Source organism: Halonatronum saccharophilum DSM 13868 (assembly GCF_000517025.1).
Classification (GTDB): domain Bacteria; phylum Bacillota; class Halanaerobiia; order Halobacteroidales; family Halobacteroidaceae; genus Halonatronum; species Halonatronum saccharophilum.
The window spans coordinates 509121-533193 of sequence record NZ_KI912097.1; the positions used below are offsets into that span (position 1 = coordinate 509121).

25 protein-coding genes and 1 pseudogene are annotated in these 24073 nt (G+C 33.9%); 24 read left to right on the top strand and 2 right to left on the bottom strand.

Features of this window, described 5'->3' with window-relative positions:
- The first annotated feature begins 5 nt into the window (after positions 1-5).
- The 3 genes from HALSAC_RS0113710 (at position 6) to HALSAC_RS0113720 (ending at position 3308) form a co-directional block, all read left to right on the top strand.
- Positions 6-905, top strand: coding sequence for an ABC transporter permease (locus HALSAC_RS0113710; RefSeq protein WP_027340745.1), 900 nt, complete (start codon positions 6-8; stop codon positions 903-905).
- The gene (locus tag HALSAC_RS0113715) at positions 898-1695 is read left to right on the top strand and encodes an ABC transporter ATP-binding protein (protein ID WP_027340746.1); all 798 of its coding nucleotides are present in this window, start codon (positions 898-900) and stop codon (positions 1693-1695) included. Before HALSAC_RS0113710 ends, HALSAC_RS0113715 begins: the two co-directional genes overlap by 8 nt.
- Before the next feature lie 386 nt (positions 1696-2081).
- The gene (locus HALSAC_RS0113720; RefSeq protein ID WP_027340747.1) at positions 2082-3308 is read left to right on the top strand and encodes an L-lactate MFS transporter; all 1227 of its coding nucleotides are present in this window, start codon (positions 2082-2084) and stop codon (positions 3306-3308) included.
- Positions 3309-3500: 192 nt separating this feature from the next.
- Here the strand turns inward: HALSAC_RS0113720 and cooS are convergent, their stop codons facing one another.
- Positions 3501-5633: an anaerobic carbon-monoxide dehydrogenase catalytic subunit gene (gene cooS / locus HALSAC_RS0113725; RefSeq protein ID WP_027340748.1), complete on the bottom strand. Its 2133-nt coding sequence runs from the start codon at positions 5631-5633 to the stop codon at positions 3501-3503.
- Positions 5634-5743: 110 nt separating this feature from the next.
- On the opposite strand from cooS, the gene HALSAC_RS0113730 reads away from it, so the two are divergent.
- Positions 5744-6028, top strand: coding sequence for a hypothetical protein (locus HALSAC_RS0113730; protein ID WP_281172369.1), 285 nt, complete (start codon positions 5744-5746; stop codon positions 6026-6028).
- A gap of 236 nt (positions 6029-6264) precedes the next feature.
- Positions 6265-6489, top strand: coding sequence for a DUF1450 domain-containing protein (locus HALSAC_RS0113735; protein ID WP_027340750.1), 225 nt, complete (start codon positions 6265-6267; stop codon positions 6487-6489).
- Positions 6490-6681: 192 nt separating this feature from the next.
- On the opposite strand, the gene HALSAC_RS0113740 is transcribed toward HALSAC_RS0113735, so the two are convergent.
- On the bottom strand, positions 6682-7692 hold the full coding sequence (locus HALSAC_RS0113740) for a polysaccharide deacetylase family protein (RefSeq protein WP_051412241.1): 1011 nt from the start codon (positions 7690-7692) through the stop codon (positions 6682-6684).
- A gap of 249 nt (positions 7693-7941) precedes the next feature.
- Between HALSAC_RS0113740 and HALSAC_RS0113745 the strand changes: the two genes are divergently transcribed.
- From HALSAC_RS0113745 to HALSAC_RS0113840, 19 genes and pseudogenes are all read left to right on the top strand, one after another.
- Positions 7942-9297, top strand: coding sequence for a DUF6263 family protein (locus HALSAC_RS0113745; RefSeq protein WP_027340752.1), 1356 nt, complete (start codon positions 7942-7944; stop codon positions 9295-9297).
- A gap of 348 nt (positions 9298-9645) precedes the next feature.
- Complete coding sequence (locus HALSAC_RS0113750) at positions 9646-10317, top strand: hypothetical protein (protein ID WP_027340753.1); 672 nt, start codon at positions 9646-9648, stop codon at positions 10315-10317.
- A gap of 95 nt (positions 10318-10412) precedes the next feature.
- Positions 10413-10833: pseudogene (locus HALSAC_RS17880) on the top strand (family 4 glycosyl hydrolase); the annotation flags it as partial.
- 33 nt (positions 10834-10866) lie between these two features.
- The gene (locus HALSAC_RS16065) at positions 10867-11211 is read left to right on the top strand and encodes a ChbG/HpnK family deacetylase (RefSeq protein WP_051412242.1); all 345 of its coding nucleotides are present in this window, start codon (positions 10867-10869) and stop codon (positions 11209-11211) included.
- 122 nt (positions 11212-11333) lie between these two features.
- Entirely contained in the window at positions 11334-11726 is a 393-nt protein-coding gene (gene tnpA, locus HALSAC_RS0113775) for an IS200/IS605 family transposase (RefSeq protein WP_027340755.1), read from the top strand.
- A 113-nt stretch (positions 11727-11839) separates the two neighbouring features.
- A complete protein-coding gene (locus HALSAC_RS16070; RefSeq protein ID WP_245579486.1) occupies positions 11840-12574 on the top strand; it encodes a transposase in 735 nt (244 codons plus the stop codon).
- Positions 12575-12595: 21 nt separating this feature from the next.
- Positions 12596-12880 (top strand): transposase, encoded by a 285-nt coding sequence (locus tag HALSAC_RS17565; RefSeq protein ID WP_245579487.1) that lies wholly within the window; start codon positions 12596-12598, stop codon positions 12878-12880.
- Positions 12881-13150: 270 nt separating this feature from the next.
- Positions 13151-13393 carry a ChbG/HpnK family deacetylase gene (locus HALSAC_RS0113785; RefSeq protein WP_027340756.1) on the top strand — a complete coding sequence of 81 codons (243 nt, stop codon included), beginning with the start codon at positions 13151-13153 and terminating at the stop codon, positions 13391-13393.
- A 231-nt stretch (positions 13394-13624) separates the two neighbouring features.
- Positions 13625-14365 carry a GntR family transcriptional regulator gene (locus tag HALSAC_RS0113790; protein WP_027340757.1) on the top strand — a complete coding sequence of 247 codons (741 nt, stop codon included), beginning with the start codon at positions 13625-13627 and terminating at the stop codon, positions 14363-14365.
- A 19-nt stretch (positions 14366-14384) separates the two neighbouring features.
- A complete protein-coding gene (gene murQ, locus HALSAC_RS0113795) occupies positions 14385-15266 on the top strand; it encodes an N-acetylmuramic acid 6-phosphate etherase (RefSeq protein WP_027340758.1) in 882 nt (293 codons plus the stop codon).
- A gap of 284 nt (positions 15267-15550) precedes the next feature.
- Positions 15551-16930 (top strand): N-acetylglucosamine-specific PTS transporter subunit IIBC, encoded by a 1380-nt coding sequence (gene nagE / locus HALSAC_RS0113800; RefSeq protein ID WP_027340759.1) that lies wholly within the window; start codon positions 15551-15553, stop codon positions 16928-16930.
- Positions 16931-16999: 69 nt separating this feature from the next.
- Complete coding sequence (gene nagB / locus HALSAC_RS0113805; RefSeq protein ID WP_027340760.1) at positions 17000-17728, top strand: glucosamine-6-phosphate deaminase; 729 nt, start codon at positions 17000-17002, stop codon at positions 17726-17728.
- A gap of 28 nt (positions 17729-17756) precedes the next feature.
- Positions 17757-18938 (top strand): N-acetylglucosamine-6-phosphate deacetylase, encoded by a 1182-nt coding sequence (gene nagA, locus HALSAC_RS0113810; protein ID WP_027340761.1) that lies wholly within the window; start codon positions 17757-17759, stop codon positions 18936-18938.
- A gap of 269 nt (positions 18939-19207) precedes the next feature.
- Positions 19208-19738: a methyl-accepting chemotaxis protein gene (locus HALSAC_RS17570; protein WP_027340762.1), complete on the top strand. Its 531-nt coding sequence runs from the start codon at positions 19208-19210 to the stop codon at positions 19736-19738.
- Between the two features lie 186 nt (positions 19739-19924).
- Complete coding sequence (locus HALSAC_RS16680) at positions 19925-20116, top strand: hypothetical protein (protein WP_027340763.1); 192 nt, start codon at positions 19925-19927, stop codon at positions 20114-20116.
- A gap of 253 nt (positions 20117-20369) precedes the next feature.
- A complete protein-coding gene (locus HALSAC_RS0113825) occupies positions 20370-21356 on the top strand; it encodes an N-acetylglucosamine kinase (protein ID WP_027340764.1) in 987 nt (328 codons plus the stop codon).
- A 60-nt stretch (positions 21357-21416) separates the two neighbouring features.
- A complete protein-coding gene (murQ, locus tag HALSAC_RS0113830) occupies positions 21417-22313 on the top strand; it encodes an N-acetylmuramic acid 6-phosphate etherase (protein ID WP_027340765.1) in 897 nt (298 codons plus the stop codon).
- Between the two features lie 16 nt (positions 22314-22329).
- On the top strand, positions 22330-22635 hold the full coding sequence (locus HALSAC_RS0113835) for a PTS sugar transporter subunit IIB (protein WP_027340766.1): 306 nt from the start codon (positions 22330-22332) through the stop codon (positions 22633-22635).
- A 26-nt stretch (positions 22636-22661) separates the two neighbouring features.
- Positions 22662-23927, top strand: coding sequence for a PTS sugar transporter subunit IIC (locus HALSAC_RS0113840; RefSeq protein WP_027340767.1), 1266 nt, complete (start codon positions 22662-22664; stop codon positions 23925-23927).
- The last annotated feature ends 146 nt before the right edge of the window (positions 23928-24073 follow it).

A 24073-nucleotide genomic window follows, 5' to 3' on the forward strand; every position in this document is an offset into this window, starting at 1 on the left:
TAAAATTGAACTTGAATTTTATCGTACCATCTATAGAACAAGGTTTAGTATATGGAATTATGGCTTTAGGGGTCTATCTAACCTTTAAGATACTGGACTTTCCGGATTTGACAGTGGATGGGAGTTTCCCATTAGGAGGAGCAGTAGCTGCTAAGATGATAGTTTCTGGGGCCAACCCCTTGGTAGCGACGTTAGTAGCATCTATATTTGGAGTTTTAGCAGGAGTAATTACAGGTCTTTTGCATACTAAGCTAAAGATTACTGGTTTATTATCGGGAATTTTAACGATGACGGCACTCTATTCAATTAATTTAAGGTTGATGGGAAGGGCCAACATCTCTCTTCTAAATGAGGTTAGGATTTTTGATCACTTTAGAGGCTTAAATATCTTTGGAAGAGATAGGTTGATCTTCTTTCTAATAACAGTAATAATCTTGAAAGTTCTAATCGATTGGTTCTTAAGAACTGAATTGGGTTTGGCTTTAATTGCAACAGGTGATAATAAGAAGATGATTAGGAGTTTAGGTGTAAATACTGATTTAATGACTATTTTGGGGCTGGGTCTATCTAATGGGTTAGTTGCGCTTTCAGGCGCTTTAGTAGCCCAATATCAAGGTTTTACTGATGTAGGTATGGGTATTGGTATTATTATTATCGGTTTGGCTTCAGTGATTATAGGAGAGACCTTAATTAGAAGTGATAAGATATGGTGGGCAACCCTTGGGGTGCTTTTTGGTTCAGTAATCTATCGCTTAGTAATAATGACAGCTTTAAGGTTGAATTTAAACCCTAATGACTTAAAGTTAATGACTGCTCTTCTTGTGATATTAGCTTTAGGTGGACCAGAGTTGAAAAAACTTAATTTAGGTATTTTTAGATCTAAGGAGGGTGAGGTTGATGCTTAAGGTTAAAGGTGCTTTAAAGGTCTTTAATAAGGGTACGATTAATCAAAATGTGGCTTTAAGGAATGTGGACTTGGAGTTAAAGAGTGGAGAGTTTTTAACTGTTGTTGGTAGTAATGGTGCAGGAAAGTCTACTTTGTTAAATACAGTTGCAGGTAATTTTCCTTTAGATAAAGGGAGTATATCTATAGATGGAATAGATGTTACATCGTTTCCCGATTATAAACGGGCCAACCTTATTAGTCGTGTCTTTCAAGATCCATTACAGGGAACAGCAGCCTCGATGACGATTGCAGAGAATTTGGTGTTGGCCCTTAAACGAAGTTCCAGATTAAGCTTGAAGCTGGGTATCAACTCTAAGCGTGAGGAGGAGTTTAAAGAGGCTTTAAGTATCTTAGGGCTAGGGTTAGAAGACAGGTTAGGTGATAAGGTAGGTCTCTTATCTGGAGGGCAGAGGCAAGCTCTCACTTTGGTAATGGCTACTTTAGAGAAACCAAAGGTATTACTATTAGATGAGCATACCGCAGCCCTAGATCCAAAAACTGCTAAAAATATAGTAGATATAACAAAGAAGTTGATTAAAGAGTACAATTTAACAGTACTAATGGTAACCCATGATCTAAATCAAGCTTTAGATTTAGGAGATCGGACTATAATGATGGATAAGGGTGAGATCGTCTTAGATATTAGCGGAAAAGAGAGAGAGAAGATGACAATAGAAGGTTTATTAGAGCAGTTTAGCAGAGCACGAGGAAGTCGCTTAAGTAATGATAGAATATTATTAGCTCAATAGGAGAAAGATAATAGGGGTTGAGGTCAGAAATGGCCTCAATCTTTTTGTGTAAATTAATGGATAGATACTTGCTGCTAGTTGCTAGCTATTAGCTAACTATATCCACTAAAGTAGGTTTTAAAGTTTTTAGCTAAAAGCCAGTAGCTAGAGAGGGTTTAAATATAAAGGAAGTTGCATAATTATTAACAAACTATGAATAAATATTAATAAATCCTTGAAAATAGATGGGGATTTTGGTATAGTATATCTTAGGGATAATTATAAATAGTATAATATGCAGTTTTAAATTTAAAAAATAATGATATAGGAGTAAGAAATTACATTATTCCTATTGATTTCAAATAGTAGATATTTTAAATGAGTATTGATAAGGGAGGAATTGAAAGATGGAAGTTGTAGAGGATCAGAAATTTTCGCAACAAAAGAATAGATGGATGTACATACCTTTAGGACTTATAATCTTTATGTGTATGGGTACTGTATATGCTTGGAGTATATTTAGAAAGCCAGTTGAGGAACTTTTTGGTATAAGTGCTACTCAAAGTGGTTTGCCTTATATGGCTTTTTTGGTTTCGTATGCAGTCTTAATGCCTATAGCAGGTGGGATGATAGATAAGTACGGGCCAAGAAAGATGACTATATCTGGAGGCTTGCTGGTATCTATAGGGTGGCTTTTAGCTGGATTTTCTCCAGAGATCAATTTTGCTTTTCTAATATTCTCCTATGGGATAATTGGTGGTGCAGGTGTTGGGATAGCCTATGGAGCTCCTATGGCGGTAGCTGCTAAATGGTTTCCTGATAAGAAGGGCTTGGCAGTAGGGATGACCCTGGGTGGTTTTGGACTCTCACCTTTAGTAACTGCGCCTTTAGCTAATTGGTTGATAGATGGGTATGGACCTTTTGTTGCTTTTAAGGTAATAGGGATAGCATTTGCTATTATTATTACCATCTTATCCTTGCCTTTAAAATTTCCAGATGAAGAGCTTGGAGTTGAAGATGAGGATGACTTTGAGGCAAAGATAGATATTGATACTAAAAGTATGTTAAATACTCCTGTCTTTTATGGTCTCTGGATAACTTATATAATAGGTACTCTGACAGGGCTTATGGCTATTGGGATTGCTAGTCCAGTAGGTGAAGAGGTAGTAGGTTTAGAGGCAAGACAGGCAGCCTTTATGGTCTCTTTCTTTGCTATCTTTAATGGTATAGGTAGACCTATCTTTGGTTGGATTACCGATAGATACAGTCCTAAGTGGGCTGCAGTATCTTCTTATATTTTAATCATTATTGCATCTTTATTGATGCTGATAGCAGGAGAGGGTAATGCCTTTATTTATGGGCTTGCTTTTGCAATATTCTGGCTTAATTTAGGAGGGTGGTTGGCAATTGTTCCAGCAGCTACGGCTATCTTCTTTGGTGATAAGCATTATAGTAAGAACTATGGTTATCTCTTTACAGCTTATGGAGTTGGAGCTATATTTGGTAACTTTATCTCTGGTAGGTTAAGAGATGTATTAGGAACTTATTTATATACATTCTATCCAACAGCTATTTTAGCTGGAATAGGGATTATTATAGCAATCTTCTTCTTGGATAATGAGAAAATTGCTTGATAGTTATTAAGTATGAGTGTTGGAAAATACAAAAATTTCCAGGAGAAAATAAATTTTAAAATAATTTAGCAACGAATTAACGCAAATCAAGCCAATTAAAGATCAAAAATCAAGGTCTAAAATTAATTTTAGACCTTGATTTTGATTTAAATTAGCGAAGATGGGTGTAATTCGTTGCTATTTTTATTAATGTTATTCTAATCCCAACTCTTTTCTCTTCTTATTGATATGATCTACATAGATATCTACTGTTTTTTCTGCATCCATCTCTACTACTACCTTTCCTAGTCCTAACTCTTCAGTAGTTTCGGTTAAGGTTTTAACCACTACATCACTACCTGTAATCGATGGAACTGGGGCAATATGGACTAACCATCCTAAGGCTATTGCTGTACAAGCATCTGCTACTGCTTTCTGCTCTAGGTACTCTGGTGCTCCAATGACTAAAGGTAGTTTATTTGTATCTACATCTAATTCATCAGCAATCTCTTTGGCTGTCTGAGTCATCTTACCGATATCAACACAGGCTCCATAGTTTAGAACTGGAGGAATACCTAACTGTTCACAGACTGCTTTCAAACCGTCTCCAGCTTCTTGAGCGGCTTTAGGATCTGTTAAACCAGTATACTGCATAACACTGGAAGTACATCCTCCTGATAAGACAAGGATGTTATTCTCTATTAGACCTTTAGTAATCTTGAAGATATTACTCCCACCTTGTCCATATCTAGCAGTAGTACAACCAACAATAGTAGCAATTCCTTTGATATTCCCATTGGCTATCTGTTCAATAAGGGGTGTAAAACTTCCTCCTAAGGCTTCTCTTACTGACTCTGTACTGAATCCTACAGTACAATCAGATACATAAGGAGGAATATAGGTCTCTTTATTCTCTTGTTTTCTCTCTTTGAAGGATTCTATTGCTTTATTTAAGGCTTTTTGGGCTTGTTCTTTCATCTTCTCTGGAATAAAATCTAAGGTTTCTGTTCCTTGTAGTTTGATTACTGGATGGGTACTCAATAGCTTAGTACCAAATTTCTTTGCAAATAAAGGCATAGTAGGAACTGTACAGTTATAATCGAACATAAACATATCGACGACTCCAGTAGCAAGAAGGTATTCTTGGGATAACCATTCTCCTTCTTGACCACCGTATCCTTTGGTATTGTGAGTTCCAGAGTAGTTCATAAGCTGTTGACCTTCACAGACATGGCCAAGGATTTGAATGCCATCTGCACCAGCATCTTTAGCTTTTTGTTGCCATTCATCACTAGAAGCAAGGTCGATTGCCACATGAGCAAGTAGTGGCATATGTCCATTTGTAATAACATTGACCATATTCTTTTCTAAAAGACCCATATTCTGTTTCTTTTTAGTAATTTCTTGGGTACCCATTAAGATCTCTTGTAGTATATCTAAGAGGAATAATCCTTGGTATTCATTAGCAATACCTAAGCGAACAGATCTTAATAAAAATTCGATAGGATCAGAGTTGAAGTTGGTCATACATTGGGTTTGAGAATAGGCAACTTCACTATACCCACCTCCTGGGAACAATCCAAGCTTTCTCCATAACTTTTTTCTTTTTTCTGGAGCAAAGGCTTTGACAGCTTCAGATTCAAGGTGATAGGGTCTGTGAATATCGTCAATAACCCAATTAGCGAAATCGACTGCTAATTGTTCAATTGCTTTATTAGAATCTAACCCTGCCATTTCGGCAAATTTTTTTAACTTTTCTCCATCACGAATCTTTAATCCACTCTCGGAGTGTTCACCAGCAGCTTTTAGTGTACGGGCAGCTTGTTGAGCGTGGAATATATTGGCTGATGTACCTATAGTCACATGTCTATACATAAAGTTTCTTGCTACCATTGTATGAGCATCGACGCCACAGGTCCCCCTAGATGCTTTTGGGTGTATCCTACAAGGTCCGTTGGCGCAGAGTTGGCAGGATAGCCCTTCAACACAGAATTTACACTGGATAGGTTGCTGTTGGCTAAAACGGTCGAAGACATTGGTTATATCGGCTTTGTTGACTACTTGATACATTTCTCTCATTGCTGGATCAATTATTACATTCATTGGGTATCCATCTATAGATTGATCCTTCTTTTCAATATGTTCTCTTTGCCATTTGTGGACCTCTTCCATTGATAGAGATTTTTCTATCTTTTCATAATCTGCTTTAAACTTTTTGTGAATATCTTGGTGATTATCAGGCTCATTATAATCTTCATCAGATAATTGAGAGCCTATAGCCTTTCCGCTTCCTCTCATTCTAGCGGTACTTCGCTCATAAGATTCTTTTACATCTTTGTCAGACATTTTTTTGCCTCCTTTTTATTTTTAGTTATCACATTTAATTTGTATTATTAAATCATTTTTTATACGAGATAAAGAAATAAATATTAAAAGCCTATAAGTCAAACATACCTATAGTTAATTTAAGGGCTTTTGGTTTATCAGTCTTTTCTATGGGAGAGATTGATGAGAAGAAGGCCACTTTTGTAATCTTAGAAGAGGACTTAGATAATAATAAGTATACTTTAACCTTAGACTACAAGATAATAGGGATGATTGTTGTAGGAGATATGGTTAAGGCTTTGGCTTTGCGAAAGGTTATAGCAAAAGGGATTGAGCTAGATGGGGTGGACTTTAGTGACTTATCGCCAGATGAGCTGGTTGAGATAATAGCTAAAGAAGGTTTTGTGATGGTATAAAACTGATACTTAATAGTAATATAGTGTAGATTTATTACTGGTGATGAGTAATCAGTAATGAGTAATCAGTAATGAGTAAAACCTTAAGAAAACAAAAAACCCTTTGTTAGCTAAGACTTATAAGAAGTTTTGAGATTTTGACTTTACTCATTACCCATTACTAGTGGCACGAAAGTGAAGCTTTATTACTATATAATTTAGAATAGTATAATTGCTTAGAAAGGGGATAAACATTTATGAGAAAAGTTAGATTCTGCGAAAATAATTTCAGTCAAGGCATAGAGAGGGTTATAAATCTATTAGAGGAGAAGTTTGAAGAGGTAAATGTAGAAGTAGAACCGTGCTTGGGTTATTGTAATGACTGTGTCCTTGGCCTTTTTGCGGTAGTAAATGAACATTTTGTTCAAGGTGAGACGATAGAAAAATTATATGATGAAATCAAAAGTGAGTTTGCTCACTAATTGGCACTTTCGTGCCAATTAGTTTCAGTAAAGTCAAAAACTAAAACCTAAATATGGCTCGAGCTCTCTTCTGGTAGTCTAAGGTTTTTATTGACACAGAAACTTACACTGCCCCTAGTAATAAAACATAGCTTGATTATTATATATCATAAAAATAAAGTCAAGCCTCCTAGGAGACTTGACTTATGAAAGTTATCTTTTGTAAGCAGGTATAGAAAGTAACTCATCTACAGTAACCATTTCAATATTTCTTTTTTGTAGTTCTTCAATTATTATCGCTAATGCTTCTACTGTAGGTCTTAAGCTTTGCCCTTCTCCACCGGCAGAGTGGAAGAGGATGTTGGCACCTCCATGTAAGTTAGGGATAGTCCTTTCTATAACTTCTGATTTATCCTTGGCCCTCCAATCAAGGGAGTCTACCGACCAATTTACTACAGAGTAGTTCATATCATATAATTGCTTTAATACCTTATTAGATACTGCACCATAAGGTGGTCTTATCATAGCCGTTTTGCGACTAATTACTTTCTCTAGTGCTTTTTCAGTTCTCATTACCTCTTCTTCCACTCTTTCTTCGCTTATTCTTCTTAAGTCAGCATGTGACCAAGAGTGGTTGGCTATAGTATGTCCATCTTTTAAAATTTGTCGGACGACATCAGGGTGTTTCTCAACACGCTGACCAACCAAGAAGAAGGTGGCTTTAATATTATACTCTCTTAATACATCAAGAACCTGAGGAGTATAAACAGCATCTGGACCGTCATCGAAGGTAAGTGCTGCTCTCATAGTATTTGGCCCTCTTCGATAAAGTTTTCTTTCAACCGGTGTCTCTTTTTGTGCAACTACGGCTTTATTATTCTCTCTAGATTGCCAAGCTGAATCTCTAAAAGAGGCACGGTTATTTGAGTTATTTCTTGAAGAATTATTGTTTGAGTTATTCACGATTCTTTCATTATTAGAACTAGATCCTGTACTTAAGGCAGGAACTGTAAGCCTATCACCAGTAAGAATTAAATTAGGGTTATCAATATTATTTAGATCAATTAAAGATGAGATTGATATACTAAATTTTTGTGAAATAGTAAAGAGTGAATCTCCTTGTTGAACAGTATACCTTTGGTAGGCATCTGCTACTGAAGCGACTATAAGAATTAATACAACAACTAATGCTAATGTGATAATGTGTCTATTATTTAGTTTCAATTTTTAATATACCTCCTTGATCTAATTGAGCTAAGATTAGATTATCATAAATGATAATTCTTCTCAAGGAGTAAATATTGGGATGTTTTTTACTTAAATTGGCTTTATTGCTATGCTTTCAGAAAAAAAAAATAGAACTAAATTAGATTTTTGTTAGAATAATATTGAAATGTAATCCTTGAAGAATAGTAATTAAATGGTATAATATACTTGTGACGATATCTAAACTATTTTTTAAGGAGGAGAAGAATGAAGAAAAGAACAGTTGTTATTGCAGTAATATTTATTTTATTGTTATCTTATGGAGTTTTGGCTCAAGGTGATTATTATGATCTTAGCTTAGATTTAGAGGAGGGTTGGGAGTATAAGTTAACTAATTCTATTACCCAAATTATTGAGCAAGATGTTATGGGGATGCCTATGTTAATGGAGCATTTTATGGAATTAGAATATTCTTTTGTGATAGATCAAATAAGTAGAGACCATAATTACCATTTAGGAGTTAAAGTTACTAGTGTGGATTTTGATATAGTGAGAATAGAAAGTGAGCTTCTTGATCGGTTAGAAGAAGAGAATGAAGGGTTCTATGATGAAATAAATAGTGAACTCGATTCTTCTATGGAATCTTTAGAGGGTATGGAGTTTAAATTGGTCATTTCAAATAAAGGAAAAATTATTGACGCCTCCGGGTATGGTGATTTGCTCAAAGAAATTTTAGATGATGATAATGCAGTGGGCTTAGATGCTTTTATGGATGATGATTTTATAGAGAGTACTTGGAGTGAATTTTTGGCTTATTTACCTCAAGAACCTGTAAAAATTGGAGATAGTTGGGACAGTACTATTGAAGTCGGCGGGCCAATGGATTTTGTTATAACGAGTAAGTATTCTTTGGCTGAGGTTAGTGATGATAGAGTGGTTATTGTGACAGATGGAAACTTTGTGTTTAAGGATATAGAGTTAGATGAAGAAGCTCTAGAGGGAATGGATATAGATTTTGATTTTAATGGAAAGCAAAATGGTGAGATAATCTTAGACCCTAATAATAATTGGATAAGAGAGATGAATCTAATTCAAGATATGTCTGGAACTGTAATAATAAGCAGTCCTTTTATGGATGAGGAGTTTAGGATGCCAATGGAATCTAAATCAGAGTCAAAGGTGACAGGAGATACTTATCCTTTAGAAGAAGAGCTTTTAGATATGAGTGATAAGAAGGGTATTGAGGCTTTTGGCCCGGCTTATCTGCTGGCTAGAAGTTGGGTAAATGATAGTTTTAACTATGGATTAGGTTTTATTACTTATAATGATGATGGCTTTGCTATGCCAATAAACTTTGATGGGGTATTTAAAAGATATGATCAAGGGAGAGTAAGGCTTTCATTAACTGGTGGATATAGATTGACTTTTGGTAATGATGAGATTAATGATAGTAGCCTTATAGCACCTCAGTATTGGGTAGGTCTGGGTGTTGAGTATATAGCTTTTGGCAAGCTAGGGGTTAGAGGTTTCTATGGACTTACCAACACTAAAGAAGAGGATAATGGAGTTTGGGAAAGTCAGTCAGAGTTTGGCCCGAAGTTAGGAGTAACTTATTATTGGTAGGAAGAAGAAATAATAATAAATTTTAAAGGTCGGAATCAATAAGTTAAGATGATTCACATTTGTAAATAACGAAAGACCTTTTGTAACTGTAGTTAGAGAATGGGTTAAAATAGAAATTAATTGAACTGTTTAGAAGGATTTAAGTTCTTTTAAGTGGTTTTTTAATTATAAATTAGATATAGAATTAAGGTTAATCTGGAATAATTAAGTTGTAAGGGGATTATTATGGGTTAAGCTATTAATATGTTAAATATGTTGGCATTACTAAGAGATAGGGAAAAGGTGCAGATCAGGATAGAATTAATTAATAGTTTAAATCATTAATTGAAAACAAATGGGGGAATAAAATTGAAAAGAACATCAATTAAAAGGTGTTTTTTATTGGTATTTTTGCTACTCTTATCCCTACTAGTAGTAGGGTGGAATAACAATGAAGAGATTAAAGAGGAAGGTGAAGATATAGTGAAAGGTAGTAGATTAGATTGGACGTCACCAGTAGTCTTTGGAAGGAAAGTTCCAGCTGATAAGGTTAATTATGATTATAAGGAGGGCCAATCAGGGCATGAACACTTGGCTAAAGTGGAGTTAGTTTTAAAAAATTTACCTAATGAAGTGGAAGGGAAAGAGTTTACCCTAGTTGGAGGAGGTCCAGATGTAGGTTTCCATGGGCCAAATGCTACCAACTTCGAAGGTAGGGGCAATAACTTTGCAGGGGGAAGTGATTTTCATAATGGTGAGCGTGATGAGGGGTATAAGAAGGACTTTACCCGATATGTGGTAGATAACCAATTAGAGTTTACTTTATATTATGAGCCCTCAGATGTTACTCGCCACTGGAATGACCCTTTCTTCCAAAGGTATGTTGAAGGGACTGAAGTTACTTTATCACTCTTTCCTAAAGGTAGTATGGAAGATCGTGCTCTAGCCGCAGATATCAATCGGTTTAATTGGTGTATCGCTGGTGTGGGAGCTGGAAATAGAGCAAGGATTGTAATTGATTTGGATTTGAGTGATTCTTAAAGATAGATTTAGAATATATACTTATCTACAAATAAAAATTAAGGGTAAGGTTAAAGTTAAAGTTAGACCTTTAGTAACTGCAGGTAATACCTTAGTTGGATATTAAGCCACCACAATTAGAGCAACGTGGAGGAGCCTATTATTCAGATGCAGCAGTATCATTGATCAGTGCAATCTATAATGATAAGAAGGATGTTCATACTGTAAATGTTAAAAATAATAGTACGATTAAAGGTTTGCCTAATAATGTTTCTATAGAAGTTAATGCCCTTGTAGATAGTAAGGGAGCTCATTCGATTACAGTTGGAGAATTACCTCCAAGTATATATGGATTGATACAAAGTGTTAAATTTTTATGAAGAGTTATCTGTAGAAGCAGGTGTTTATGGTAATTATGAAGCATCGTTACAAGCGCTAACTATTCATCCTTTGATTCCTTCAGTTAAGGTAGCTAAAGGTTTATTAAATGATATCATAAAGGAAAATAAGGATTATTTACCACGGTTTAATCAGTGATTAAATATTTAAGAGAGAATTGGGGTGTTATAGGTGAAGAAATTAATAGTTAATGCAGATGATTTTGGGTTAACTAAAGTATGTACTGAAGGAATTATTAAAGGTATCAAGGGTGGGATTATAGGTAGTACAACGATTTATGATCAATATGCCGCTAATAAGACAATTAAATTGGCTAAGGAGAATGGAATAACTGAGCTTGGTCTTCATCTAACCTTAACTTGTGGAAAGCTAACTTTAACTTACTTAGATAGCCACCATCATATCCATATGAATGATGGAGTTAGAGAGATTGTTATTAAGTTAGCAAAGGAGTATAATCGACCTTTACCAAATTGTAGCCGAGAAAGCCTCGCCTATGTTAATGGGCGGGGATGAATCGGCTATTTTAATTTTTAATCGACTTAAAAATTAAAATTATTTATATAATACACTTCTTTAACACGAACCCCTTTTATGATATTATAGACATAATAACTGATATCAAGGAGTTTTTAATGATGAATACCTATAAAAGTACAAGACACGCAAAGTTCCTTTTAAACTATCATTTTATATGGATACCTAAGTATAGAAAACATATTTTAGATAATCCTAAAATTAAACAATTAACTTTAGATACCATTAATGAATTAGCAGACACACATAATTTTGAAGTATTAGCTATTGAAATAATGCCAGACCATATACACCTTTTTATATCAACTTTGCCTAAGTATTCTCCTAGTAAACTAATGAATATCATTAAAGGTACTACTGGAAGAAGAATATCGAAACACTTTCCTAAATTAAATATTAAAGGTTCTGTATGGACTAGAGCTTATTTTGTGGCTACTGCGGGAGATATAACTTCTCAAAGTATAAAACAATATGTTCAGCAACATACTAAATAATATAAAATTAAATTTCTACTAACATAGAGATTTTTTTGATTGTTAAAAACTCGTAGGGGTAATGTAAGTTCAGAAACGATCCAACACTATATTGAAAATCAAAGGTGATTAATATGCACTTAACTTATGTTTTAGAGTTGTTAAAACCAACTAAAAGAGAACAAAATATATTCTTAAATAATATTGCAGAAGTAGTTAAGAATCGTCAATCTGTCGCTGACAAACTTAAAGCACTCTATGAGTTGTTTTTAAAATCTGATTCTGATAAAGATAATTTAGAATTTAAAAACAATCAGCCTATTTGCTATAATAATCAAAATTATAAAATTGATAATCATATAATCTCAATACCTCTTTATACTAGCAAGTGTCAAAGGTTTGCTTTCCCTGTTAAACAGACTAAAATGTTTGAAGAATTGCAACAATATATTGATAATGGTAGTAAATTAGGCAAAGTTAGTCTGTTCTACCAAAGAGGTAAATGGTACTTTGCTGTAACAATTAAAATTGCTGATAAAGAAATCACTAACTCTAATGTAATGGGAATTGATATAGGACTTCGACAATTAGCTGTTGCTAGTGTTAAAAACTCTCAAGGAAAAGAGATTAATTGTCAATTCAACAATGGTAAAAAAGCAGGTTTTATCCGTAAGAAATATCGTTCGTTAAGAAGAAAACTAGGTCAATCTAAGAAGGTTAAAGCTATTAAAACTATTGATGACAAAGAGCAGAGATGGATGACTGATTTAAACCATAAAATTAGTAGACAACTTATTAATCTTGCTGTGCAAGAGCAAGTTGGTACTGTAATTATGGAGAATCTAGAGAATATCCGAAATACCCTATAGGTCGAAAAATCACGACCTTCCGTGAAAAAACACTCTGCTAAAAGTCTTAATAGAGCAGATAGAAACCTTCATAACTGGACTTTCTATCAACTTCAACAATTTATTGAATATAAAGCCCAATTAGCTGGGATTAAGGTGGAATATATTAACCCTAAATATACCTCCCAGAGTTGTTCTAAATGTAATAAGATAAAAAAATCTAATCGTAAAGCTAATTTATATTCTTGTGAGTGTGGTAATCATATCCACGCTGATTTAAATGCAAGTAGAAATATAGCTAATAAATATTTAGCCTCCGTGTCTTAACAGACACTACGTAATAAAGTGCATTCACAACAATCTGCTTAGATGGTAATAACCTAAGTGGCTATATGCCTATCTTAGGAGGGCTGATGGCACAGCCTAAAGTTTGCGTTATACTTGCCTACCAGAAATGGACTGGCATTTAATCAGCAGACAACCTCGTAAGTTTCTTTTAGGAATCCTCGTTCGGATATTGTCTTTATGGGTTTCACGAAAAGTTCGTTAGAACTTGTAGGTGACGATAGGAGCGGGCGGGGAGGATGTCAATTTAGTATGGACTTTTATGGTGATAATACTACTTTGGGTAATTTGAAAAATATTATTAGTGGATTTGATGCAGGTATAATTGAGATTATGGTTCACCCAGCTTATGTAGATGATAAATTAAAAAGTATTAGTAGTTATAATAAGAAGCGACAGAAGGAGTTAGATATATTAACAACTGAGGGGTCGAAAGATTGGCTTAAGGTTAGAAAAGTTGAGTTAGTTAGTTTTTCAGAATTAAATAATAACTAATAAACAAGCAACATTCTATACTTTAAAGTATAGAATGTTGCTTGTAGTTAATATGTTTTGTAGACATAATAAGAAGGGAATATAAGGTCTATTACAGATATTCACAATAAATTTATTTTAAATTTGACAAATACTAAATATAGATGTATAATAACCATAGAAAAATTGGTATATACAATATAATGTATTAATGATATAAGTTATATACAATTAATGAGGTGAATTTATAATATGAAAAAAGTTACAAAAGATAATCCATTACCTTTGTATCATCAGTTAAAAGAAATTTTGCAAGAAAAGATAGATAATAATATATTAGTTCCTGGAGATTCTATCCCGACAGAAAGAGAGTTATGTGAGATTCATAATATTAGTAGGATGACTGCTAGAAAAGCAATTATGGCTTTAGTAAATGAAGGATTATTATATAGAGAACAAGGAAAGGGGACTTTTGTTGCTGATTTTGAGCCCGATATAAAATATCAACTCTCTAAACTTAAAGGTTTTACTGAAACAATGGAGGAAAAGGGGTTAGAATCTACTACTAAGTTATTGAATTTTGAAATAAAATCTGCAACCAAAAAGATAAAAAAACATTTACAGATGCCTGAAGCTGAAGATGATATCATAGAAGTTAAAAGGTTAAGAAGTGTAGAAGGAGAACCTTTTGCTTTAGAAACAGCTTGGCTTCCTTATGATCTCTGTTTTAGCATTGATGAAAAGTTAATTAAAGATAATTCATTATATAATATTTTTAAAAGAGTCTGTAATTATCAGTTGGATTATGCTAAGCAGACTATTGAGCCTACAATTTTAAATGATTATGAGAGTGATTTATTAGGGGTGAATAGTGATCAATTGGCATTACTATTTAGAAGAACAACTTATATTAAAAATGATAGAATAATTGAATATACTAAAGCTCTTTATAGAAGTGATAGATATAAACATGAATTGATTCTTAGCTGTTAATATATAAGGAGGAGATAAAGTGCAGAAAATTACTGAAAAAAGAAACCCTAATACTTTAGATATTGATACATTAACAACTAAAGATATAATTTTAAAGATTAATAATGAAGATGAAAAAGTAGCATTAGCAGTTAAAAAGGAGGAAGAAAGTATAGCTAATGCAGTTGATTGTATAGTTGAAGGATTAAAAAATGGAGGAAGATTAATTTATATTGGAAGTGGAACAAGTGGTAGATTAGGTGTTTTAGATGCTGTAGAATGCCCTCCAACTTTTGGTATAGATGATAATCTGGTTCAAGGGATTATTTCAGGTGGTAAAGATGCTTTGAGTATGCCACTTGAAGAGACTGAAGATGATGGTGATTTAGCAATCAAAGATTTATCTAATATAAATCTTAGTAAAGATGATATTGTTGTGGCAATTTCAGCTAGTGGCAATACACCTTATGCGGTAAAGGCTGTAGAATATGCTAATGATTTAGGATGCAAAACTATAAGCATTATCTGTAATAAAAATGGTAAATTACAGACTATAGCAGATATTTGTATTGCTGTTGATGTTGGTCCTGAAGTGATTATGGGTTCAACTAGAATGAAGGCTGGAACAGCTCAAAAAATGGTTTTAAATATGTTAAGTACTGCTTCTATGGTTAAATTAGGCAAGGTTTATAGTAATTTAATGATTGATGTAAAGCCAATTAATAATAAGCTAAAAAAGAGAATAGAAAAGATAGTTCAGATAGCAACTGGAGTAAGTAATAAAACAGTAAAAAGAGTATTGGATAAATGCAATTATGATGCAAGGTTAGGTATAATAATGATTAAAAAGGATTTGAACTTAGAAGAAGCAGAGGCTTTTTTAGAAGAAAACAATGGTTGTATAACTAGGGATTTAGTATAAAATATTTAAAGTCGTAAGCAATAGCTAAAACTTGATAATACAAATAAGAAGCAAGGTAGTGTAGTTAGCTATAATTATTAAGTGATGGAGGTGATATTTAATTTATAATATAGTTTCAATATCTTTTAAAGTAATAATCAATTTGATGTTGTGCCATAATTTTATAAGATAAATAAGAGGCAATTTATATGAATATTATAATGCACATAAGTAATTAATATCTGCTTATATCTGCTTATGTAGTAAAAAATTAAATTAATTCTTTGAGAGGAAGTGTTATAATTATGAAAAAATTAATTACTCATGTACAGAAGATTGGTAAGGCATTAATGTTACCAATTGCTGTTTTGCCGGCTGCAGCACTTTTATTAAGGTTAGGTGCTGGAGATGTATTAGATATTCCTTTTGTTGCATCAGCAGGAGCAGCAATATTTGATAACTTGGCACTGTTATTTGGTATTGGTGTAGCTGTTGGGATTTCTTTTGATGGATCAGGAGCAGCAGGATTGGCTGGTGTAGTAGGTTATTTTGTATTGACTAATGGTACAGAAGCGATAAATAGTGATATTAATATGGGAGTTTTAGCTGGGATTATAGCTGGCTTGGTAGCTGGTTCTTTGTATAACAAATATCATAATATCGAATTGCCTGAGTGGTTAGGTTTTTTTAGTGGAAAGAGATTTGTTCCAATTATTACTGGAGCTTCATGTGTTTTATTGGCTGGAATATTTGGTTATGTATGGCCTCCTATTCAAATGGGAATTGAAGTAGTAGGAAATTGGATTATTGGTGCTGGAGCTTTTGGAGTATTTGTTTATGGTATCTTAAATAGAGCTTTAATTCCTATTGGCTTACATCACGTATTGAATAGCTTTATTTGGTTTGTATTTGGTGATTACACAACTGAAGCAGGTGAGATTGTTACTGGTGATTTATCAAGGTTTTTTGCCGGTGACCCAACAGCTGGAACATTTATGGGTGGATTCTATCCTATCTTTATGTTTGGATTACCAGCAGCTGCTTTAGCTATGTATCATTGTGCAGAAAATAAAAAACAAGCTTCCGGTGCTTTATTTAGTATTGCATTTACATCTTTTCTAACTGGGATTACTGAACCGCTTGAATTTAGTTTTATGTTTTTAGCTCCAGTCTTATATTTTGTTCATTCTTTATTAACAGGATTCTCTTTAGCATTAACTCATATATTTGGTATTAAGCATGGTTTTGGTTTTTCAGCAGGAGCTATTGATTACTTTTTAAATTATGGATTAGCAAGTAACCCATTATTATTAATTCCTTTAGGACTAGTTGTTTTTGCAATTTATTATTTCCTTTTCAGATTTATAATTACTAAGTTTAATATTTTGACTCCAGGTAGAATAAGTGAGGAAGAAGAAAATAACCAAGGGGAAGTTGTTAATAGTAATGTTGATGCTACAGCTTATATTGAGAATTTGGGTGGAGCTGATAACTTAAAAAGTGTAGAATCTTGTATTACTAGGTTAAGGCTTACCGTTAAAGATGCAGAAGCTGTTAATGAAAAAGAATTAAAAAAATTAGGGGTTTCAGGAGTTATTAAGATAAGTGATGAAGCAGTACAGGTGATTGTTGGAACACGTGCAGAATCTATTGCTTTAATGATTAATAAAGAGTTAGATAATTAAGGATTATACTAATAGTGTGGCTGAAAATATTATTAGTCACACTATTAATAATAAATAAGAGGTGATTTGATGAGAATTCATATTTTAAAAGATTATGAAGAAGTAAGTACTAAGGCGGCTAGTGTAGTATCTAGTCAGATAATTTTAAAGCCTAACTCTGTTTTAGGGTTGGCAACAGGGTCGACTCCGCTAGGTATGTATCAAAAATTAGTTGAAATGTATAACGATCAGATGGTAGGTTTTTCTGAGGTTATAACCTTTAATTTAGATGAATATTTAGGTTTAAACCCTGAACATCCGCAAAGTTATAATTATTATATGTATAATAACTTATTTAATAAGGTTAACCTTTCAGAGGATAGAATAAATATACCTAGTGGAGATATTGATAAATTAGAGGAATTCTGTAAGGAGTATGATCAAAAGATAGATAGGGCTGGGGGTATAGACCTACAGGTTTTGGGGATTGGGACCAATGGTCATATAGGTTTTAATGAACCAGATCATATCTTAAAGACAGGAACCCATGTGGTGGAGTTGGCCCAAGAGACTATTGAGGCTAATAGTCGTTTTTTTGATTCCTTAGATGAAGTTCCAAGAAGGGCTATATCTATGGGGATGAGTTCTATTATGAGGGCCAAAAAGATACTCCTGTTAGCAAGTGGAGAGAATAAGGCAGAGGCTATTAAAAGGACTATAAGTGGAGAGATAACTACTGAAGTTCCTGCGTCTTTATTGCAACTACATCCAGATGTTACAGTAGTTGTAGATAAAAAGGCTGCAAAGTTAATAGGTTAGTAGATTAAGGTGATTTTGGAGGTGAGGTATGAAGGACTTGATCTTTATCAATGCTAAAGTTATAGGTGAAGATAAGATAGTAGAAGAGGGTTATCTAAAGCTTAAAGATGGTATAATAGTCGAATTTGGGGAAATGGCTAAGGAATTGCAGGTTAATGAAGGGTCTAATATTATAGATTTACAAGGAGATTATCTATCACCTGGAATCATAGATATTCATACCCATGGAGCTGGTGGAAGTGATATTATGGATGGTAACTTTAATGCTTTTAGAATTATCTCTGAAGCTAAAGCTAGCCAAGGTGTGACAGCTTTATTAGCCACTACTTTAACGGCAAGTCACCAAAGGTTAAAAGAAGTTAGTCAAAAACTAAACTCTTATCTATCTTCTAAAGATAACTTGGGTAATATAATTGGACTTCACTTAGAAGGACCTTATATTAACGGCAAGAAGAAGGGGGCTCAAAGGGAGGATCAGATTAGGCCCCCAAGGTTAAATGAGGTTAAAGAGCTTTACGATGTTTTGGGAGATAAGCTAAAACTAGTAACGTTGGCCCCGGAGATTAAAGGTAGTAAAGAGGTAATTAAGTATTTGGTAGCCAAGGGTGTAGTAGTAGGTGCAGGTCATAGTAATGCTAGTGAAGAAGAGGTTAAGGAAAGTTTTAAATGGGGGCTTGATCATGGTACCCATCTCTTTAATGGAATGAGAGCTTTACACCATAGAGAGCCTGGAGTTCTTGGGGCTTTATTGTTAGATGAAGAAGCTACTGTGGAAATAATAGCCGACGGACACCATTTACACCCTTCAATAATAGAGATGGTTTTTAAGCTAAAGAAGATGGAGAAGATAATTCCTGTAAGTGATTCGATTAGAGCTTCTGATATGGAGGATGGAGTCTATGATCTAGGTGGACAAGAGGTTAAGATTAAAGGTGGTATTGCTAGATTAGAGAGTGGTAATCTAGCTGGGAGTACAACAGAGTTAAGAAAGAGCTTAAAGAATATTATTGAGATTACTGGATTGGAGTTGGTCCAAGCTATAAAGTTAATCAGCTTAAATCCAGCTAGAAGATTAAATATTGATGATAAGAAGGGGAGTATTAAAGTAGGAAAGGATGCAGATTTAACAATTTTAAACTCTAAATTTAAAGTTAAAGGGACTTTTATTGAGGGAAGAGAGGTTTATAATTGCCTAAATAATAAAAGTTGAATCACACATTTTTATCTAATTATTTAAGAGTAAGTGCTTTATTTTCTTAACTAACTCATTATCCTAATATAGGTAATTGAATTAATACTAATTGATAAAATATTCTAAGTAGAAAAAAGATAGTATTAATTAAGTGGGGTGTTATTGATGAAAAAATTAAAAAAGATAAATATCAAGGTGAATCTGGGGTAGAAATTAAAAAGATTATTTTAGATTTTACAACTTTATTTGCATATTCCTTTGAAAATATTAATAGCTTATTATCTTTATTGATAGGAGTTAGTATTATTTTAGGAATAAATATAAAAAGGAGTAATGAAAATATAAGAGAGCTTAAGAATGAAAAGAAAAGAGTAGACAAGGTAAAGAGAAAGTATCAAACTATAAATAAAGAGATAAAAGAAGAGTTAGAGAGTTTAGTATTAGATATTAGAAATTTAGAAAAACTTTATAAAAATCGTAATATAATCATTGATGATACTAAGGTTTTGGCAGAAAATATGGTACAATGCACTGAAGAAATTTCTGATAGTACTTATGAAGTAGCAAGTTATTCTGGGGAAGCTAATTTTGGTGGTGAGAATATAAGTTCTACTATAGAAAGCATTAAAGGTATAAACTTAAGTATTGAAGATACAGTATCTAGGCTTAAAGGTTTGAATGATAATTCTAAGCATATTAGTAAAATTATTAACTTAATTAATAATATAGCTGAACAAACCAATTTATTAGCATTAAATGCAGCAAGAGCTGGAAAATATGGTGAGGGGTTTGCGGTTGTAAGTACAGAAATTAGATAATTAGCTGATGAAACTGCTAAAGCCATTGATGAAATTAGCGGTCTTATTGTTAGGACACAGGTAGAATCATAAAGAGGTTTAGATTCAGTTGCAAAAGCAGAAAAGAAAGCAAAAGAGGGAGAAGAGATTATAGAAGAAACGAGAGGTGTATTTAAAAGTATTGAAAAAGCTGTAGAAGATACAGTAATGCAAGTAGGCAAAACGGCAAATTCAGTTGATCAATTAATTAAAGGTAGTAATGAGATAAAAAGATCTACAGATGATATAATATATATTGCTAAAGAGATAGGGAAGTCGATAGATGGTTTAGTTGATGGAAGTAAGAGGTTAACTCAATTGATAAAAGAGGTTGAGAATTTGAGTTTTAATACTTTATAAAGTAAATATAAATAATCTTTTTATTTCAGGTCAGCCACCTTGGCTGGTCTTTTTATATTATTTACAAATAATATAAAAGTTTTTTACAGCGACTAAGAGCTAGTCATATCAAGCTTTGAGAGGTTTTTTAAACAATCACATAAAGAAAATTAACTACATTTTTAAAAAAATAGTTGAAAATAACCTCCATAAAGGTTATAATATAATTAAGTTAAGTAATTAAGGGCTTAACTTTTAAAAAGAGGTGTTAATTATGGGCTATATTATAGGTATTGATGCAGGCGGGTCAAAGACCTTAGGTTACTTAGGAGACGATAAAGGAAATCTCTTAGCTTTAGCCTTAGCTGGGTCGGGAAATTACCAATCTGCAGGATTGAAAGAGGTTGAAAGAAATTTTCAAAAGATAATCAGGGATCTATGCAAGAGTACCGAGATAAGTTATGAAGATATCTCTATAGTATCAATAGGAGCAGCTGGAGTTGATCGGGAGAAGGATAAGCTTATAGTAGAAGAGATATTCTCCAAATTAGGTATTAAGGCCAAGCTTCTAATTAATAATGATGCCAAAACTGGACTTGTCGGTGCCCATGGAGAAGAGAAGGGGATAATAATAATCTCTGGAACAGGCTCCATAGCATATGGCATAGATTCTCATAAGAACTTCTTTAGAGTAGGAGGTTGGGGGCACTTAATTGGTGATGAAGGAAGTGGTTATTACTTTGGTCGTAGGATTTTAGAGGGGGTTATGAAATCTTATGATGGAAGAGAAGAAACTACAACTTTAACCGATAAGGTGATGAAGAAACTTGATATATCCTCAGCAGAGGGGATAATTGACTTCATCTATAGCCCTGATACAGGAAAGAATGATGTAGCTAAGTTGGCTCCCTTAGTCTTTGAAGAGGTCAAGGGAGGTGACAAGGCATCCCAACAGATAGTTCAAACAGGGGTAGAGGAGTTGGCTAAGATAGCTGATCAGATTATTTATAAGTTAAGCCCTGAAGCTAAGATGGTCAATATTTCTTTTTTAGGAGGACTATTAACCAATATCCCTTTATTAAAGGATCAGTTAAGGGATAGAATAATAAGTAAGCATAAGAATATAAGGATAAATCCCCCTTTATTTGATGCAGGAATAGGAGCCCTCATAATAGGCTGGAATGACCTTGGTGTAGAATATGATTTAAATTATTTAAAAGAAAGAATGAGAGTAAGTGATAGTGACAATGGGGGTATCTAAAATAATTTAGCTGACAAAGACACTAACACTGTCGCTATTAAGGGAAGGAGGTATATCTAGATGGAATGCAAGTTAGAAGACCTAGTAACAGAGGTTAAGAACTCCAATACAGAGGATATTGATGAAAGGTCAGCAGTTGATATTGTAAGGCTAATAAATGGAGAAGATCAAAAGGTAGCCTTAGCTGTTCAAAAAGAGATAGCCCAGATAGGAAAGGCAGTAGAAGCTATAGTTAAAGTCTTAAAAGAAGGTGGATGTCTTGTTTATATAGGTGCTGGAACCAGTGGGCGCTTAGGTATTTTGGATGCTGCTGAATGTCCTCCGACTTTTGGAACATCACCAGATAAGGTCATAGGAATTATAGCTGGTGGGAAGGAGGCAATGGTAGATGCTGTAGAGGGGGCAGAAGATAGCTATGATCTAGGTAAGAGGGATCTAAAAGAGATTGACTTTGGTTCTAAGGATATAGTCGTTGGCATTGCTGCAAGTGGTAGAACACCTTATGTAATAGGAGCTTTAGAATATGCTAAGTCAATTCGAGCTACAACAGTTGCTTTAAGTTGTAATCAAAATTCTAAGATCAGTCAGATCGCAGATATCCCTATCAGTCCAGTTGTTGGCCCGGAGGTCATCACAGGATCTACAAGATTAAAATCGGGAACAGCCCAAAAGATGGTTCTAAATATGTTATCGACTGCATCAATGATAAAATTAGGTAAGGTCTATAAGAACTTGATGGTCGATGTACAGCCAACCAACCAGAAACTTGTAGAAAGGGCCAAATCAATAGTTATGCAAGCAACTGGCGTTGATTATAGCATAGCACATAAGGCTTTAAAGGCAGCAAATTATAACCCTAAGATAGCAATTGTAATGATTAAAGGTAATTTCTCTTATAAGAAAGCAGTAAATAAGTTGGAGGAAGCTGATGGTTTTGTACGTAAAGCAATTAACTAATAGGGGGGATATTAGAATGAAGAAAATATTAATTGTATGTTCTGGAGGTATGTCAAGTGCTATTGTAGTTAAGGCACTTAAGAAGGAAGCTACAAAAGAGGGTATGGAAACTGAGATAAAAGCAGTAGGAACTGGTGAGTATGAAGATACTTTAAGTAATGGTTGGGACTTGGTCTTAGTTGCACCTCAAGTAAGGCATAGACTAGATGTCTTTAAAGAAGCAGCAGAGGAAGCAGAAACTCCAATTGCTGTTATTGATGCTCAAGGTTATGGGCCTTTAGGCGGACCAAAGCTACTCCAACAAGTAAAGGAGTTAATCTAAATAAATTAAATTAAAGGGGGATTATCATGAATAAATTCTTTAAATTTATTGAAAAGGTTTTAATGCCACCAATGACAAAGTTGGCAGAACAAAGACACTTAAGGGCTGTACGTGATGGTATCGTATCTACTATGCCATTGATTATTATAGGAAGTTTCTTCTTGATCTTTGCCTTCCCACCTATACCATTTTTGGCTGAATTAGTTGAACCACATTTGGGTACCATACTCTTTCCTTTTAGGTTGACTATGGGTCTTATGGCACTATATGCTTCTTATGGTATCGGTCATAGTCTTGCCAAGTCTTATAAGTTAGATGGGGTTTCGGGAGGTCTATTGTCTTTAGCGACTTTTCTTTTAACTGTCACACCTCAAATGGTTGATGAAGTAGGATTTGTATTGCCTATGGATAAACTTGGTGGTGGTGGATTATTTGTAGCCATTATTATGGCTTTTGTAGCAGTAGAGATTCTAAGATTCTTACAAGAAAGAAATATTATGTTCAAGATGCCAGAAGAGGTTCCAGATTCTGTAGCTAGATCCTTTGAAGCTTTAATTCCTGCTGGTGTTATCATCCCTTTTGTATGGATTATTGTACATGTATTAGGTTTTGATATTCATACCTTTATCATGGAGATATTTAGACCTTTAGTAACTGCAGGTAATACCTTGCCAGGTGTACTGGTACCGATAATCTTAATCACTCTATTATGGGCTTCAGGTATTCATGGAGTATCAGTTGTTGGTGCTGTAGCAAGACCTATTTGGTTAACATTACTTGATGAGAATGTCGAGGCAGTTGCAGCAGGAGCAGAGGTTCTACCTAATATCGCTCCAGAACCATTCTTCCAATGGTTTATCTGGATTGGTGGTTCAGGAGCAACAGTGGCTTTAGTAATGTGGATGTTATTCTCTAAATCAAGTTATTTAAAGAAATTAGGTAAAGCAAGTATAATCCCAGGTATCTGTAATATTAATGAGCCAGTAATCTTTGGTGCCCCGATTATGTTAAACCCAATCCTGGCAATACCATTTATATTAGGGCCAATTATTACAGGTATATTGACTTACTTTGCAATGTACTTTAACTTAGTAGCTAGACCTTCAATTCTTGCTCCATGGACTTTACCTGCTCCAATTGGTGCTTACTTAGCAACAGGTGGAGACTTTAGAGCAGTAATCTTGGTATTAGTCAACTTTGCAATAATGGCAGCAATCTACTATCCATTCTTTAAGGCTTATGAGAAAAAATTAGTTGCTGAAGAACAAGGTGAAGCTGGAGAACAGATTTAAGTCAGTTTAAGAAGTATCAGCTAAAAGCTGGTACTTCTATAAAATAGCAGGTAAATTTACCTGCTATTTTATAGAAGTGGAGCTAAATAGCTAATGGTAAATAGCCACTAGCTATTTAGCAAAAAATAATCGCATTAAAATAGGAT